Consider the following 13590-nt stretch of genomic DNA (forward strand, 5'->3'; position numbering starts at 1 on the left):
ACGGTGCGGCGGCGCATCCCACCCCCGACCCCTCCCCATCAAGGGGAGGGGAGCGAGAGAATGGGGCCCCCTCCCCATCAAGGGGAGGGGAGCGAGAGAATGGGGCCCCCTCCCCATCAAGGGGAGGGGAGCGTTGGCGTCAAGCCCCTCCCCCTCGTGGGGAGGGGTTGGGGTGGGGGGCGACAGGTACTGCGCGCGTCTCATCGGCGGTCTCCTATTCGGCGGCCATCTGGGCGGCAGGCGGCGGCAGCAGGGTCACCACCTTCAAATCGGTCTTGATGCGGGACTTGGTGCCGTCCTGGAAGGTGATCAGCGCGTCCACCGGCACCATCTCGCGGTCGGCATAGACCGAATCGATGATGTCGCCGTATTTGTCGTTGATGACGCCGCGCCGGACCTTCCGCGTGCGGGTCAACTCGCCGTCATCGGCGTCCAGCTCCTTGTAGAGCAGCAGGAATTTGCGGATGCGCTGCGGCTCGGGCAGGGTCTGGTTGACCTTTTCCACCTCGGCGGTCAGCAGCTCGTAGACCGCCGCTTGCGCCGACAGGTTGGTGTAGTTGGTGAAGCTGATGGCCTTGCTCTCCGCCCATTTCGCCACGATGGAGAAGCGAATGCAGATGAGGGCCGACAGATAGGGCTTGGCGTCGCCCAGGATCACCGCCTCGGCGATGAAGGGCGAGAATTTCAGCTTGTTCTCGATGAATTGCGGCGAGAAGCGCACGGCGGCGGAAGTGGTCGCCAGATCCTTGATGCGGTCGATCACCACCAGATGGCCGTTCTCTTTCTTGATGTAACCGGCGTCGCCGGTCTTCAGCCAGTTGCCGTCGACGATGTCGGCAGTGCTGCTTTCCGGGCTCTTGTAATAGCCGGTGAACATGCCGTCGGTGGTGGCCACGATCTCGCCGACGCCATTGGCGTCCGGGTTGGCGATGCGCAACTGGGCGTCGTCGAAGGGAATGCCGACCGAATCGAAGTCGATGTCGCCCTCGCGATGCACCGTATAGGCCCCGGCCAGCTCGGTCTGGCCGTAGATCTGGCGCAGCGGCACCCCCATGGCCAGGAAGAAGCGGAAGGTATCCGGGCCGAGCGCCGCGCCGCCGGTGGCGGCCGAGCGCAGGAACGAGAATCCGATGCGGTCCCTCAGGGCGGAAAACAGGATGATGTCGGCCAGCTTGGAACGCTTCCCCGCGTCCAGCGCCTTCATGCCCAGCTTCATGCCCAGATTGAACATCCATTGCTTGAACTTGGTGGAATCCATCATGCGGGCGCGCATATCGGCGGCGATGCCTTCCCACATGCGGGGCGCCAGCAGGACGAAATTGGGGCCGATCTCGCGCATGTCGGCCATCATGGTTTCCGGCTCTTCGACGAAATTCACGATGTTGCGGCAGACCAGCGGCTGGGCCACGGCGTAGATCTGCTCCATGATCCAGGGCAGCGGCAGCACCGAGACGTAGTCATCGCCCGCTTCCTTTGGATCGGCCCGCAGATACGCGGCGGAATGGCGCAGGAAGGGACCGGCCTGCAGCATGGCCAGCTTAGGGTTCGAGGTGGTGCCGGAGGTGGTGCACAGAATAGCGACGTCGTCGCCCTTGCCCTTGGCCACCTCGTCCTCGAACAGGCCGGGCTTGGCCTGCAGCAGGTCTTCGGCCTTCAAGCGCAGATCAGTGGCTGAAATCAGCCTTTCGTCCCTGTATTTGCGCATGCCGCGCGGATCGAAATAGACGATGTATTTCAGGCAGGGAACCTCGGCGGAGATTTCCAGCAGCTTGTCCACCTGCTCCTCGTCCTCGGCCAGCACCGTGGTGGCGCCGGTATAGGTCAGCAGATAGGCCACCTCGGCATTCATGGAATCGTGATAGATGCCCATGGACATGGCGCCGATGGCATGGGCGGCAACCTCGCCCCAGATGCTTTCGGGCCGGTTCTTGCCCAGGATGGCGACCACGTCGCCCCGCTGCACGCCCAGCGCATGCAGGCCCAGCGCGATCATCTTCACCCGTTCCAGGTAATCGGCCCAGGTGAAGGCGTTCCAGATGCCGAACTCCTTCTCGCGCATGGCGGTGTCGTTCGGCCAGCGCGACGCGTTATGGATCAGCGCCTTGGGGAAGGTGTCGTGGGCGGCGGTATCGAGATGGCTGGTCACGCTGCGCTCTCCCCGGCGGCTTCCTCATCGTCGTCGATGCCCAGATAGGCGACCTTCACCCGCTCGTTGGCCATGACCTCGTCGGGCAGCCCCTCGGCGATCTTGCGGCCGAATTCCAGCACCATGACCCGCTGGGAGATGTCCATCACCACGCCCATGTCGTGCTCGATCATCACCACCGTCATGCCCCATTCCTCGTTGAGATCGACGATGTAGCGGGCCATGTCCTCCTTCTCTTCCAGGTTCATGCCCGCCATGGGCTCGTCCAGCAGGATGATGGAAGGCTCGACCGCCATGGCGCGGGCCAACTCCACCCGCTTGCGCAGACCATAGGGCAGGGTGCCCGCCACCGCTTTGCGGATATGGGCGATTTCCAGGAAATCGATGATGTCTTCCACCTTGCGGCGGTGTGCCAGTTCCTCGCGCCGCGCGCCGCTGCCCCAGTAGAGCGCGCCCGTCACGGCATTGTTGCGCAGCAGGTGATGGCGGCCGACCATGATGTTGTCCAATACGCTCATATGGCCGAACAGCGCCAGATTCTGGAAGGTGCGGCCCAGTCCCAGGGTGGCGCGCACATTGGGGGTCAGGTCGGTGACGTCGCGGCCGTTGAGCAGGACGCGCCCCGAGGTCGGGTGGTAGCGGCCCGAGATGCAGTTGAGCATGGAGGTCTTGCCAGCGCCGTTGGGGCCGATGATGGAGAACAGCTCACCTTTGTTGACCTCGAAGCTGACCTCGGTCAGGGCGCGCACGCCGCCGAAGCCCAACGACACGTCGCGTACTTGGAGTACGGGGCGCACCTCGAGCACCGGGCGGCCTTCGGCTTCCCGGCGCGCCACGGGCGCTGCGTTCTTATCTGCGGACATGATCCTGGCTCCCGGACCGGATCGGCATTGTCGGCCGACCATGAAGTTCCACCCTGGTTGGGCCCGCCTTGGTGGTGGGCTCCATCTTGAAAACGAGCATACGTTTTTTTAATCGCGGTGCAAGTCGCTTATTTCATTTCGCCTCAGACGTCGGCGGGCACCTCCGTGCCCTTGGCTTTCCTCGCTTTTGCCTTCGCTTCGCTTCCGGCAACGCTGCGGCGGCCTCAACGGCCTAGTCGCTGCGCTCCAGCTCACGCTTTTCCCCGCAACATGTGGATGATGCCGGAGAAATCGAGACCGGCATCGCCGCCGTTCACCATCATGGCGTAGAGCTGCGCCGCCTCGGCACCCAGCGGAATGGTCGCGCCCGCCACCTGGGCGGCTTCCACCGCCAGCTTCAGATCCTTCAGCATCATGGCGGCGGCGAAACCCGCCTTGTAATCGCGATTGGCGGGCGAGGTGGGGACGGGGCCCGGCACCGGACAATAGGTGGTCATGGACCAGTTCTGGCCCGACGACTTGGAGGCGATGTCGAACAGCTTCTGGTGATCCAGGCCCAGCTTCTCGGCCAGGGCGAAGGCCTCGCAGGTGCCGATCATGGAAATGCCCAGCAGCATGTTGTTGCAGATCTTGGCGGCCTGACCGTTGCCGGGGCCACCGGCATGGACGATGGTCTTGCCCATGATTTCAAGGAAGGGCTTGGCGCGTTCGAAGGCGGCGTCGGGGCCGCCGACCATGAAGGTCAGCGTTCCGGCCTCGGCGCCGCCGACGCCGCCCGATACCGGGGCATCGACGAAGGCGTGGCCGGATTTGGCCGCGTCCTCGCCCACCAGCCGGGCCGTCGCCACGTCGATGGTGGAGGAATCGATGAACAGGGTGCCCGGCTTGGCGGCGGCGAACAGACCGTCGTCGCCCAGCATCACCGATTTCACATGGGCTCCGGCGGGCAGCATGGTGACCACCACATCGACGCCCATGGCGGCCTCGCGGGCCGAGGATACCGCGTTGGCGCCCGCATCGGTGGCGGCCTTGCGCGCCGGTTCGGACAGATCGAAGGCCTTGACCGCGTGTCCGGCCTTCAAAAGGTTGCGCATCATCGGCGCACCCATATTGCCCAGACCGATGAAACCGACGCTCGCCATTGCTTTGCCTCCCTTAAGTTATTTTCGTTTCCACCCCACCCCCAGCCCCTCCCCATCAAGGGGAGGGGAGGATGGTTGTGGCCCCTCCCCATCGAGGGGAGGGGAGGATGGTCGTGGCCCCTCCCCATCAAGAGGAAGGGAGGTTGGTTCTAGCCCCTCCCCCTCGTGGGGAGGGGTTGGGGTGGGGGCTCTCGCCTAACCCGTCAGCGCCCGCCCGACGATCACCCGCATGATCTCGTTGGACCCTTCGAGAATCTGGTGGACCCGAAGGTCGCGCAGATAGCGTTCGATGGGATATTCCTTGATGTAGCCATAGCCGCCGTGCAGTTGCAGCGCCGCGTCCACCACGGCGAACCCCGTATCGGTGGCCATGCGCTTTGCCATGGCGCAATGAACAGTGGCCTCGGGCGAGGCGCGGTCCAGCGAATCGGCGGCGCGGTGGATCATCAGCCGGGCCGCGTGCAGTTCCGTCGCCATGTCGGCCAGTTTGAACTGGGTCGCCTGGAAGGACGCGATGGCTTGGCCGAACTGCTGGCGCTGCTTGGTGTAGTCGATGGCCAGGTCCAGGCAGCGCCGGGCTCCCCCTAAGGAACAGGCGCCGATATTGATGCGGCCGCCGTCCAGTCCCTTCATGGCGATCTTGAAGCCGTCGCCCTCGGCGCCGATGCGGTTGGCCACCGGCACCCGGCAATCCTCGAAGATGACCGAGGCGGTGGGTTGGCTCTTCCAGCCCAGCTTCTTCTCCTGCTTGCCGAAGGACAGGCCGGGGGTTCCGGCCTCCACCACCAGACAGGAAATCCCCTTGGGGCCGGGGCCGCCGGTGCGGACCATCACCACATAGACGTCCGAGCGGCCGCCACCGGAGATGAAGGCCTTGGTGCCGTTCAGCACATAATGCCCGCCAACGCGTTCGGCCCTGGTCCGCAAGCTGGCGGCGTCCGATCCCGCGTTGGGCTCGGTCAGGCAATAGCTGGCGAAGGTGGTCATGGCGGCCAGATCGGGCAGCCAGCGGCGCCGCTGCTCCTCGGTGCCGAAGGTGTCGATCATCCACGACGCCATGTTGTGGATGGAGATATAGGCGGCGGTGGACGGACAGGCGGCGGCCAGTTCCTCGAAGATCAGGGCGGCGTCGAGCCGCGACAATTGCGAGCCGCCCACATCCTCCTTCACATAGATTCCGGCGAAGCCCAATTCGGCGGCCTTGCGCAGGCAATCTTCCGGGAAGATGGAGTCCTCGTCCCAGGCCGCGGCATGGGGCGCCATCTCGCCCTGGGCGAAATCCTGCGCGGCGCGGCGAAAGGCTTCCTGATCCTCGGTGAGGCCGAAATTCATGAGTCGTCCATCCCTGATCCGAACTCTTCTGGTCCGGTTGTTTGCCGAAAAAGCGTAGCGATCATGATGATCGATGGCTAGGGAATTAGCACAGGGGATGCGAAAGGTCCATATCCTGTATACGTAAAAGGCAAAATTTGTGTGCAAGATGCCGAAGGGGCTTAGACATATTTCGGCAATTATGTATATTGATGCCGCCAGACATCCGGGATGCGGTGGGCGAGATGAGCGAACAGAAACGGCCTGCGACGAGGGCGGATGAAATCCGCCAAGTCATCGAGAAAGAGATTTTCCAGGGCAATCTGCGGCCCGGCACCCGCCTGGACGAGGAAAGCCTGGCCGCCCGCTTCGGTCTGTCGCGCACCCCGGTGCGCGAGGCCATCCTGCAACTGGTGTTCTCGGGGCTGGTGGTCAAGAAGCCGCGCCAGGGCGCGGTGGTGGCGCCGCTGGACCTGCATCGCATGGTGCAGATGTTCGAGGTGATGAGCGAGGTTGAGGGGCTGTGCGCCCGCTATGCCGCCCGCCGCATGTCGCCTGACGAAAAGACCAATCTGGCCGATCTGCACGGCAAGGCGGCCCGCATGTGCGAGGCCCGCGACCTCGACGAGTATTACGCCGTCAACCGCGCCTTCCACGACGCCATCTATGACGGCAGCCACAACGAGGTGCTCCAGGAAATGGCGCGCTCGCTGTTCGCCCGGCTAGCGCCCTATCGGCGCTATCAGTTGAACCACCCCCATCGGGTCGACGGCAGTTTCGCCGAACATGGCGAGGTGGTGGCCGCCATCGCCGCCGCCGATCCCGACCGCGCCCAAGCCGCCATGCGCAAGCATGTGACCATCCAGGCCGACATCTTCGCCGAGTTCGTGTCCATTATGTCGTAGCCTTGTATCCAGAAGATGCGGTTTCTGGATACAATGCACTGGCGCGATGGCTTTGGGTGTGCTATCGGCTGGAGCCAATCAATAACCTGCCGGGGAGACACCGCATGTTGGGCAATCTGTTCGAGCTGTTCCGCTCGCGCTTTCCCGCCGACCGGTCCCGTCCGTTCATTCAGGTTCCGGATGGCGCCACCTTGAGTTATGGCGATCTGGAAGCGATCTCGGCGCGCTTCGCCAATCTGCTGGTGTCGGTGGGGGTAAAGCCGGGCGACCGGGTGGCGGTGCAGGTGGACAAGTCGCCGGAAGCCGTCGCCCTGGTGGTGGCTTGTCTGCGTTCGGGGGCCATTCTGCTGCCGCTGAATACCGCCTATCAGTCCGACGAGCTGGAATACTTCCTGACCGACGCGGCGCCCGCCGCCGTGGTGTGCCAGCCCAGCCGCCTCGCCGAGTTGGAGGCGCTGGCGGCCAAGTCCGGCATCAAGACCTGCGTGCTGACCCTTGGCATGAAGGGCGACGGCAGCCTGATGGAGCGGTCCAAGGCGCAGGCCTCCGACATCGCCACCTCGACCCGTGGCGGCGACGATATCGCCGCCATCTTGTATTCCTCGGGCACCACCGGGCGGCCCAAGGGCGCCATGCTCAGCCACGACAATCTGGCCGCCAACGCGGCAACCCTGCACAAGCTTTGGGGCTTCCGGCCCGACGACGTGCTGCTGCACTGCCTGCCCATCTTCCATACCCATGGGCTGTTCGTCGCCATCAACTGCGTGCTGCTCAACGGCACGCCCATGATCTTCTGCCCCAAATTCGACGCGGAGCAGGCAATCGGGCTGCTGGCCAAGGCCACCGTGTTCATGGGGGTTCCCACCTTCTACACCCGTCTGGTGTCCAGCCCCAACCTGACGCCCGAGGCCTGCCGGAATATGCGGCTATTCATCTCGGGCTCGGCGCCGCTGCTGGAAGAGACCTTCAACACCTTCAAATCCATGACCGGCTTCACCATCCTGGAACGCTACGGCATGACCGAGGGCGGTATGTTCACCTCCAATCCGCTGGATGGCGAACGCCGGGCGGGCACGGTGGGCTTTCCGCTGCCCGATGTCGCGCTCCGCATCACCGGCGAGGACGGCAAGGTGCTGGCCCAGGGCGAGGTCGGCATCATCGAGGTCAAGGGGCCGAACATCTTCAAGGGCTATTGGAACATGCCGGAGAAGACCAAGGCCGACTTCACCGAGGACGGCTTCTTCAAGTCGGGCGATGTGGGCGTGGTGGACGCGCGGGGCTATGTCTCCATCGTCGGCCGCGCCAAGGATCTGATCATCTCGGGCGGCTACAACGTCTATCCCAAGGAGGTGGAGGACGCCATCGACCGCATGGAGGGCGTGGTGGAATCCGCCGTGGTGGGCATGCCCCATCCCGATTTCGGCGAGGCGGGCCTGGCCCTGGTGGTCACCCCGGCCCAGACCGCCCTGACCCCCGACGGCATCATCGCGGACCTGCGCGGTCGGCTGGCCAATTACAAGGTGCCCAAGCAGGTGGTGCTGGTGCGCGAACTGCCGCGCAACGCCATGGGCAAGGTGCAAAAGAACGTGCTGCGGGATTCCTACGCCGCCCAGTGGAAGGCGGGGATCTAGGTTTCCTTGTCTCGTCACCCCCGCGAAAGCGGGGGTCCATGTTGGCTACGGTCTCCGATCGCGTGGCGGAAGATTGAGCGGGTGGACAGATGGATTCCCGCTTTCGCGGGAATGACGATTGTGAGTGTGATTAGGGAAGGTGCCATGACCTCTGAGATTCATTTCGAACGGCTGGGCAATCTCGGCCAGATCGTGCTCGACCGGCCCAAGGCGCTGAACGCCCTGACGCTGGACCAGATCCATCTGATGCATCCGCAATTGGAAGCCTGGGCCAAGGACGACGGAATCGCCGCCGTGGTGATCGAGGGCGCGGGGGAAAAGGCATTCTGCGCCGGTGGCGACATCAAGCTGCTGCACGAGGCCTGCAAGGCCGGTGAATTGGAGTTCGTCGCCGCCTTCTACCGCGACGAATACCGCCTCAACCGCCGCATCAAGACAATGCCCAAGCCCTATATCGCCTTCATCGACGGCATCGTCATGGGCGGCGGCGTCGGGGTTTCGGTGCACGGCAAATACCGAATCGCCACCGAGCGCACCCTGTTCGCCATGCCGGAGACCGGCATCGGCTTCTTCCCCGATGTGGGCGGCAGCCATTTCCTGCCCCATCTGCCCGGTGCCATCGGCCAGTATCTCGGCCTGACCGGCACCCGGCTGAAGGCGGCCGATACGCTCCATGTGGGCGTCGCCACCCATTATGTGAACAGCGAGCGCATGCCCGCTTTGCGCGAGGCACTGTCGGAAGCCCGTGACGCAGCCGAGGTGGAGGCGATACTGAGCGGCTTCGCCTCCGATCCCGGCCCGGCGCCCCTGGACGACAAGCGTGCCCTGATCGACCGTTGCTTCGGCCAGGACAGTCTGGACGCGGTCTTCGCGGCGCTGGAAGCCGAATCCGATCCCTTCGCCGCCGAGACCTTGGCGGCGTTGCGCGCCAAGTCGCCCCATCTGGTGGCGGTCAGCTTCGAGATGATCAAGCGCGGGCGGACCATGGGCTTCGACGAGTGCATGCGCATGGAATTCCGCCTCGCCCTGGCCCTGGCGCCCGCCCACGACTTCGTCGAGGGCATCCGCGCCCTGCTGATCGACCGCGACAACGCCCCGAAATGGCGGGAGAGGGGAAGCGCCGCCGAGGTGCTGGCGGCTTTCGATGCGGTGCCGGGTTGTGGCGATTTGAGTTTCTAAGAGATCCCTCCATTTCCCGTCAATCCCGCGAAAGCGGGAATCCATGTCTCCGGCGATGATGAGGCTGCCGCCATGGACCCCCGCTTTCGCGGGGGTGACGAGCCAGCAGAAGGAAGCTGTCCCATGAACATTAAAGCATTGGCCGCCATCGTGACCGGCGGCGGCTCCGGGCTGGGCCAAGCCACCGCCCGCGCCCTGGCGGCCCAGGGCGCCAAGGTGGCGGTGTTCGACATCGACGCCGCCCGCGCCGAAGCGACCGCCAAGGAAATCGGCGGTGTCTTCGCGGCTTGCGACGTCACCGACGAGGCCTCCACCATCGCCGCCCTGGCGAAGGCGCGGGCCGCCCATGGCCCCGCCCGCATCGCGGTCAGCTGCGCCGGGGTTGTGACGCCGGGCAAGGTGGTGGGGCGCAAGGGGCCGATGCCGCTGGAAACCTTCGCCCGCGTCATCCAGGTCAATCTGGTGGGAACCTTCAACGTCATGCGCCTGGCCGCCGCCGACATGGCGGCGCTGGAGCCGCTGGACGGGGCTGAGCGCGGCGTCATCGTCAACACCGCCTCCATCGCCGCCTGGGACGGTCAGATCGGCCAATGCGCCTATGCCTCGTCCAAGGGCGGCGTCGCCGCCCTGTCGCTGCCCGCCGCCCGCGAACTGGCGCCGCTGGGCATCCGGGTCATGGCGGTGGCCCCCGGCTATATGGAGACTCCCATGCTGGCGGGCATGCCCGAAGAGGTGATGGAAGGGCTGGTGGCCTCCACCTTGTTCCCGCACCGCCTGGGACGGCCGGAGGAATTCGCCAAGATGGTTCTGGCGATCATCGACAATCCCATGCTCAACGGCAGCGCCATCCGTCTGGATGGTGCCGTTCGGATGCCCGTGCAGTAGTGCTTAAACCGCTCGGCCGATGAGACGACTCTTGGGGAAAGCGGCCGGGACGGCCGCGCTCCATGAATGGCGCGCCGTTCGGAGCGCGGGCGTCTCGCCCGCCCGACAAAGGCAAAACCCGGTCTAGGATCTTGGGCCGCAGCGATGCGAGCGCAGCCGGTGGTGTTCCTCCTCGGCGGCGCAGCAAGCGCACAGCTTCGCCTTGGGATTGGCCCTGAGGCGTTCGGCCTCGATGGTGTCGGTGCAGGACCGGCAGACGCCGGTGGACGGGGGACCGGCCATGCGGCCCAGTACGGATTGCAAGGCGGCCTCGGTGAAAACCTGGGCCCGTTCAGCGGCATAATCGAGATCGTCCAAGCCAACCCTCCTCGTTTTGGTGGTGGGTGGGAGCTTGGCAGGCTTGGGCCAAAGGAAAAAATGAAGAGTTCGTTGCGGTCCGCCATTCTCTTGCCGCAATTGCCCGGAAAATAGGCCGTCACGTGATGGCGCGTTCCGCGTCATGGAACCTTCGCTTGCCGAAATCCTCCGCAAGCCTTATGTCAGCACCAACTTTAAATCAGGCGACGCACTTCCATGATCCCCGCTAAGGACGAATATTGTCATTGCCCCCATTGTAACCGGGAAACCCGCCACTCCATTATCCGCGAGCGGGTGCTCGCGCCGGTGCTGTGGTGCCTGTCTTGCTACCGCACCCGCGTGGGCTTTGATGTCCAACCCTCCGCTTCGGGCAAGCAGAGGCGAGCCGCGGAGTCCGAACGCGCAGGGCAGCCCTTCCGCATGGCGGGTTGAGGCGGGGCTTCGGTGGCACTACACTCGCGGTGCCGCCACCGCCCATGTTTCAGGATGCCAGCATATGAGCGACGTTGACGCGATCAAGGCCGAGGTGAAGAAGCTGAACGCCCAGGCGACCCAGGCCAAGATGGATCTGCACGACCTGTCCGAGGAACTGCCCATCGGCTGGGAGAAGATTCCCGAGGTGGCCAAGAACTGCCATGACCTCTACCAGCGCCTGACCGAGGCGCGCGGCCGCCTGAAGCAGGCTGGCGGCTAAAGGTCGATGCTTTCGATCTCCGAGGCTTCCATGGGCCAGGGAACGAAGACGCGGGCCACCCGGGCGAACCGCTCGGGCGCGTCGGTGGCCAGATAGCGGATGGCGCCCGGACCACGTCCGGGCGTCTTCAGCCGCCGCAAGGCCAACAGATCCTCGATCACCATGGCGGTGGTCGAGGCCGAATCCACCACCGCCACGTCGGGCCCCAGCAAGCGCCGGAATAGCGGCGCCAGGGCGGGGAAATGGGTGCAGCCCAGCAGCAGGCAATCGGCGGCCTCGGGCCCGCTGAACAGCGGTTCCAGATAGTGGCGGGCGATCTGCTCGGCGATGGGGCCGTCCACCAGGCCTTCTTCCACCATGGACACGAACAGCGGACAGGGCAACTGGGTGACCTGGGCGTTGGGGCGGGAATGCAGGATGGCGCGGGGATAGGTTCCGGCCTGGACGGTGCTTTCCGTCGCCACCACCACGATGCGGCCGCGGGCCGAGGCGGCGGCGGCGGCGGCGGCGCCCGGTTCCACCACCCCGATCACCGGCAGGCCGGGGAATTCGGCCCGTAGCGCATCCAGGGCATGGGCCGACGAGGTGTTGTCGGCCACCAGCAACGCCTTGATCCCGTAGGAGACCAAGCGGCGCGACGCCTCCAGGGCATAGGCGGCCACGGTCTGGGCGCTTTTGGTGCCGTAAGGCAGGCGGGCGGTGTCGCCCAGATAGATCAGCGATTCGGTGCCCAGGCGTTCACGCACCGCCTTCAGCACGGTCAGACCTCCGACGCCGGAGTCGAAAATTCCAATGGGCAGCGCCGCGATGTCGCTCATTACCTGATCCCTAAATGACCGAACTTGTTTTAGCCGTGTCCGCGAGGCGGGAGCAACCCATTAAACCGGGCGGGCGGGACGCCCGCGCTCCGCTGGGTTGGGAGCGCGGGCGTCTCGCTCGCGTTCCGCTGGGTTGGGAGCGCGGGCGTCCCGCCCGCAACCCATTAAACCACTGGAACGCTTTGCGCCTTCGTCGTAGGGTTCGTCGCTCAACGTATAAGGATGGGATCCAAGCCATGGCGCTGGAGCTGGACCGGGAAGTCCTGCTGCAATTGCAATTCGCCCCCTTGTTCACCGGGCTGGCGGAAAAGGACGTGCGCGGCCTGCTGGACGGCGCCGAGGTTCTCGTCCTCACTCACGAACATGATCTTTACCGGGAAGGCCAGCCGGTCGACCGCTTCTTCGTGGTCCTGGACGGCCATGTGGAATTGTCGCTGGAGGTGGATGGCCGCAAAAGCGTGGTGGAAGTGGCGCGCCGCCCCACCGTGCTGGGCGATGCCGCCATGTTCGGGTCGGGGCGCTATATCATGAGCGCCAGGGTGCTGACCCAGGCGCGACTGCTGGCGATCCCGGCGCAGGCTTTCCGGGCGCGCCTGGAAGAGCGCATGGACATCTTGCTGCACATGCTGACCACCATGTCGCTGCGGCTGCGCATGCTGGTCCGCCAGATCGCCGAGTTGAAGCTGAAAACCACCGCCCAGCGCCTGGGCAGTTTCCTGCTGACCATGACCGAGGCCGAGGACGGCCGGGTCGAGCTGCGCTTTCCCTACGACAAGCGTCTAGTGGCCGACCAGTTGGGCATGAAGCCGGAAAGTCTGTCGCGGGCGTTGGGCAAGCTGGCCCGGGTCGGCGTCGAGTCCCGGCCCGATAATCTGGTGGTTATCGCCGATGTGGAACGACTGCGCGATTTCTGCGCCGAAGACGAGGTCGGATGATCCCATGAGCGCGTTGACCCCCGCCGATTTCGCCGTCATCGCCCGCGCTCCGCTGCTGGCCGGTTTAAAGTCCGAGGAACTGGCGCTGCTGCTGGACGGCGCCCATGTGGCTTCCTACCCCGAGACGGAATTGCTGTTCAGCCAAGGCGACCGGGCGGATCGCTTCTTCGTGGTGATGGAAGGCCGCGTCAATCTGTTCGCCCTGACCGAGACCGGCGACCAGTCTATCATCGAGGTGTTCGATTCCGTCTGCACCTTCGCCGAGGCCGCCATCTTCTCGTCGGGCGTCTTTCCGTTGAACTGCGAGGTGTCGGCGGGTTCACGGCTGGCCCATGTCCCGGCCCAGCAGTTCTTGAAGCGCCTCGCCGACCGGCCCGCCATGGGGCTGACCCTGTTGTCGGGGCTGTCGCGCTGGCAGACACGGCTGATCCATGAAATCAGCGAATTGAAAAGCAAGTCGCCCAGCCAGCGGCTGGCGACCTTTCTGCTCGCCCTGGCGGCGAAGACGGCGGCGGACGGCAATTCCGACCGGGTGCGGCTGCCCATCACCAAGTCCGTTTTGGCCAGCCGAATCGGCATCGCGCCGGAAAGCCTGTCGCGGGCGCTGAATCGGTTGAAGACGGTGGGGGTCGAAACCCATGGTCGCGAGGTGGAAATCACCGATATCGAGGCGCTTCGCCGTCTCGTCCGCGAGGGCGGCGGCGAGTGAATTTCTTCGATTTGC

13 protein-coding genes are annotated in these 13590 nt (G+C 65.1%); 7 read left to right on the top strand and 6 right to left on the bottom strand.

The window, feature by feature from the left end; translation table 11 throughout:
• Positions 1-214: 214 nt before the first annotated feature.
• From CU669_RS09920 to CU669_RS09935, 4 genes are all read right to left on the bottom strand, one after another.
• A complete protein-coding gene (locus CU669_RS09920) occupies positions 215-2146 on the bottom strand; it encodes a long-chain fatty acid--CoA ligase (RefSeq protein WP_112144210.1) in 1932 nt (643 codons plus the stop codon).
• Complete coding sequence (locus CU669_RS09925; RefSeq protein ID WP_239988652.1) at positions 2143-3009, bottom strand: ABC transporter ATP-binding protein; 867 nt, start codon at positions 3007-3009, stop codon at positions 2143-2145. Before CU669_RS09925 ends, CU669_RS09920 begins: the two co-directional genes overlap by 4 nt.
• A 251-nt stretch (positions 3010-3260) precedes the next feature.
• Positions 3261-4151 (bottom strand): 3-hydroxyisobutyrate dehydrogenase, encoded by an 891-nt coding sequence (gene mmsB / locus CU669_RS09930; protein WP_112144212.1) that lies wholly within the window; start codon positions 4149-4151, stop codon positions 3261-3263.
• Positions 4152-4346: 195 nt separating this feature from the next.
• Positions 4347-5483 (bottom strand): isobutyryl-CoA dehydrogenase, encoded by a 1137-nt coding sequence (locus CU669_RS09935; protein ID WP_112144214.1) that lies wholly within the window; start codon positions 5481-5483, stop codon positions 4347-4349.
• 224 nt (positions 5484-5707) lie between these two features.
• Between CU669_RS09935 and CU669_RS09940 the strand changes: the two genes are divergently transcribed.
• The 4 genes from CU669_RS09940 (at position 5708) to CU669_RS09955 (ending at position 10062) form a co-directional block, all read left to right on the top strand.
• Positions 5708-6367 carry a GntR family transcriptional regulator gene (locus tag CU669_RS09940; protein WP_112144450.1) on the top strand — a complete coding sequence of 220 codons (660 nt, stop codon included), beginning with the start codon at positions 5708-5710 and terminating at the stop codon, positions 6365-6367.
• A gap of 104 nt (positions 6368-6471) precedes the next feature.
• The gene (locus CU669_RS09945; RefSeq protein ID WP_112144216.1) at positions 6472-7998 is read left to right on the top strand and encodes a malonate--CoA ligase; all 1527 of its coding nucleotides are present in this window, start codon (positions 6472-6474) and stop codon (positions 7996-7998) included.
• A 144-nt stretch (positions 7999-8142) separates the two neighbouring features.
• Positions 8143-9177 (top strand): enoyl-CoA hydratase/isomerase family protein, encoded by a 1035-nt coding sequence (locus CU669_RS09950; protein WP_112144218.1) that lies wholly within the window; start codon positions 8143-8145, stop codon positions 9175-9177.
• A gap of 123 nt (positions 9178-9300) precedes the next feature.
• The gene (locus CU669_RS09955; protein ID WP_112144220.1) at positions 9301-10062 is read left to right on the top strand and encodes an SDR family NAD(P)-dependent oxidoreductase; all 762 of its coding nucleotides are present in this window, start codon (positions 9301-9303) and stop codon (positions 10060-10062) included.
• Between the two features lie 123 nt (positions 10063-10185).
• On the opposite strand, the gene CU669_RS09960 is transcribed toward CU669_RS09955, so the two are convergent.
• The gene (locus tag CU669_RS09960; RefSeq protein ID WP_112144222.1) at positions 10186-10419 is read right to left on the bottom strand and encodes a TraR/DksA C4-type zinc finger protein; all 234 of its coding nucleotides are present in this window, start codon (positions 10417-10419) and stop codon (positions 10186-10188) included.
• Between the two features lie 496 nt (positions 10420-10915).
• Here CU669_RS09960 and CU669_RS09970 point away from each other — a divergent pair, with 496 nt between their 5' ends.
• A complete protein-coding gene (locus CU669_RS09970) occupies positions 10916-11113 on the top strand; it encodes a CCE_0567 family metalloprotein (protein ID WP_112144225.1) in 198 nt (65 codons plus the stop codon).
• Here the strand turns inward: CU669_RS09970 and murI are convergent.
• Positions 11110-11931 carry a glutamate racemase gene (gene murI / locus CU669_RS09975; RefSeq protein WP_112144227.1) on the bottom strand — a complete coding sequence of 274 codons (822 nt, stop codon included), beginning with the start codon at positions 11929-11931 and terminating at the stop codon, positions 11110-11112. The genes CU669_RS09970 and murI overlap by 4 nt on opposite strands.
• Before the next feature lie 236 nt (positions 11932-12167).
• Between murI and CU669_RS09980 the strand changes: the two genes are divergently transcribed.
• Together CU669_RS09980 and CU669_RS09985 are read left to right on the top strand one after the other, a co-directional pair.
• Positions 12168-12866, top strand: coding sequence for a cyclic nucleotide-binding domain-containing protein (locus CU669_RS09980; RefSeq protein WP_112144228.1), 699 nt, complete (start codon positions 12168-12170; stop codon positions 12864-12866).
• Between the two features lie 4 nt (positions 12867-12870).
• Positions 12871-13575, top strand: a complete 705-nt coding sequence (locus tag CU669_RS09985) for a helix-turn-helix domain-containing protein (RefSeq protein WP_112144237.1) — start codon at positions 12871-12873, stop codon at positions 13573-13575.
• The last annotated feature ends 15 nt before the right edge of the window (positions 13576-13590 follow it).

Origin of the sequence: Paramagnetospirillum kuznetsovii, from assembly GCF_003284725.1 — a bacterium.
In the GTDB taxonomy this organism is placed as follows: domain Bacteria; phylum Pseudomonadota; class Alphaproteobacteria; order Rhodospirillales; family Magnetospirillaceae; genus Phaeospirillum; species Phaeospirillum kuznetsovii.

Excerpts from the sequence above, each read along its gene's own strand:
- murI (WP_112144227.1), bottom strand. The coding sequence starts at position 11,931 with ATGAGCGACATCGCGGCGCTGCCCATTGGAATTTTCGACTCCGGCGTC.
- CU669_RS09970 (WP_112144225.1), top strand. The coding sequence starts at position 10,916 with ATGAGCGACGTTGACGCGATCAAGGCCGAGGTGAAGAAGCTGAACGCC.
- CU669_RS09980 (WP_112144228.1), top strand. The coding sequence starts at position 12,168 with ATGGCGCTGGAGCTGGACCGGGAAGTCCTGCTGCAATTGCAATTCGCC.
- CU669_RS09955 (WP_112144220.1), top strand. The coding sequence starts at position 9,301 with ATGAACATTAAAGCATTGGCCGCCATCGTGACCGGCGGCGGCTCCGGG.
- mmsB (WP_112144212.1), bottom strand. The coding sequence starts at position 4,151 with ATGGCGAGCGTCGGTTTCATCGGTCTGGGCAATATGGGTGCGCCGATG.
- CU669_RS09925 (WP_239988652.1), bottom strand. The coding sequence starts at position 3,009 with ATGTCCGCAGATAAGAACGCAGCGCCCGTGGCGCGCCGGGAAGCCGAA.
- CU669_RS09935 (WP_112144214.1), bottom strand. The coding sequence starts at position 5,483 with ATGAATTTCGGCCTCACCGAGGATCAGGAAGCCTTTCGCCGCGCCGCG.
- CU669_RS09945 (WP_112144216.1), top strand. The coding sequence starts at position 6,472 with ATGTTGGGCAATCTGTTCGAGCTGTTCCGCTCGCGCTTTCCCGCCGAC.
- CU669_RS09985 (WP_112144237.1), top strand. The coding sequence starts at position 12,871 with ATGAGCGCGTTGACCCCCGCCGATTTCGCCGTCATCGCCCGCGCTCCG.
- CU669_RS09950 (WP_112144218.1), top strand. The coding sequence starts at position 8,143 with ATGACCTCTGAGATTCATTTCGAACGGCTGGGCAATCTCGGCCAGATC.
- CU669_RS09940 (WP_112144450.1), top strand. The coding sequence starts at position 5,708 with ATGAGCGAACAGAAACGGCCTGCGACGAGGGCGGATGAAATCCGCCAA.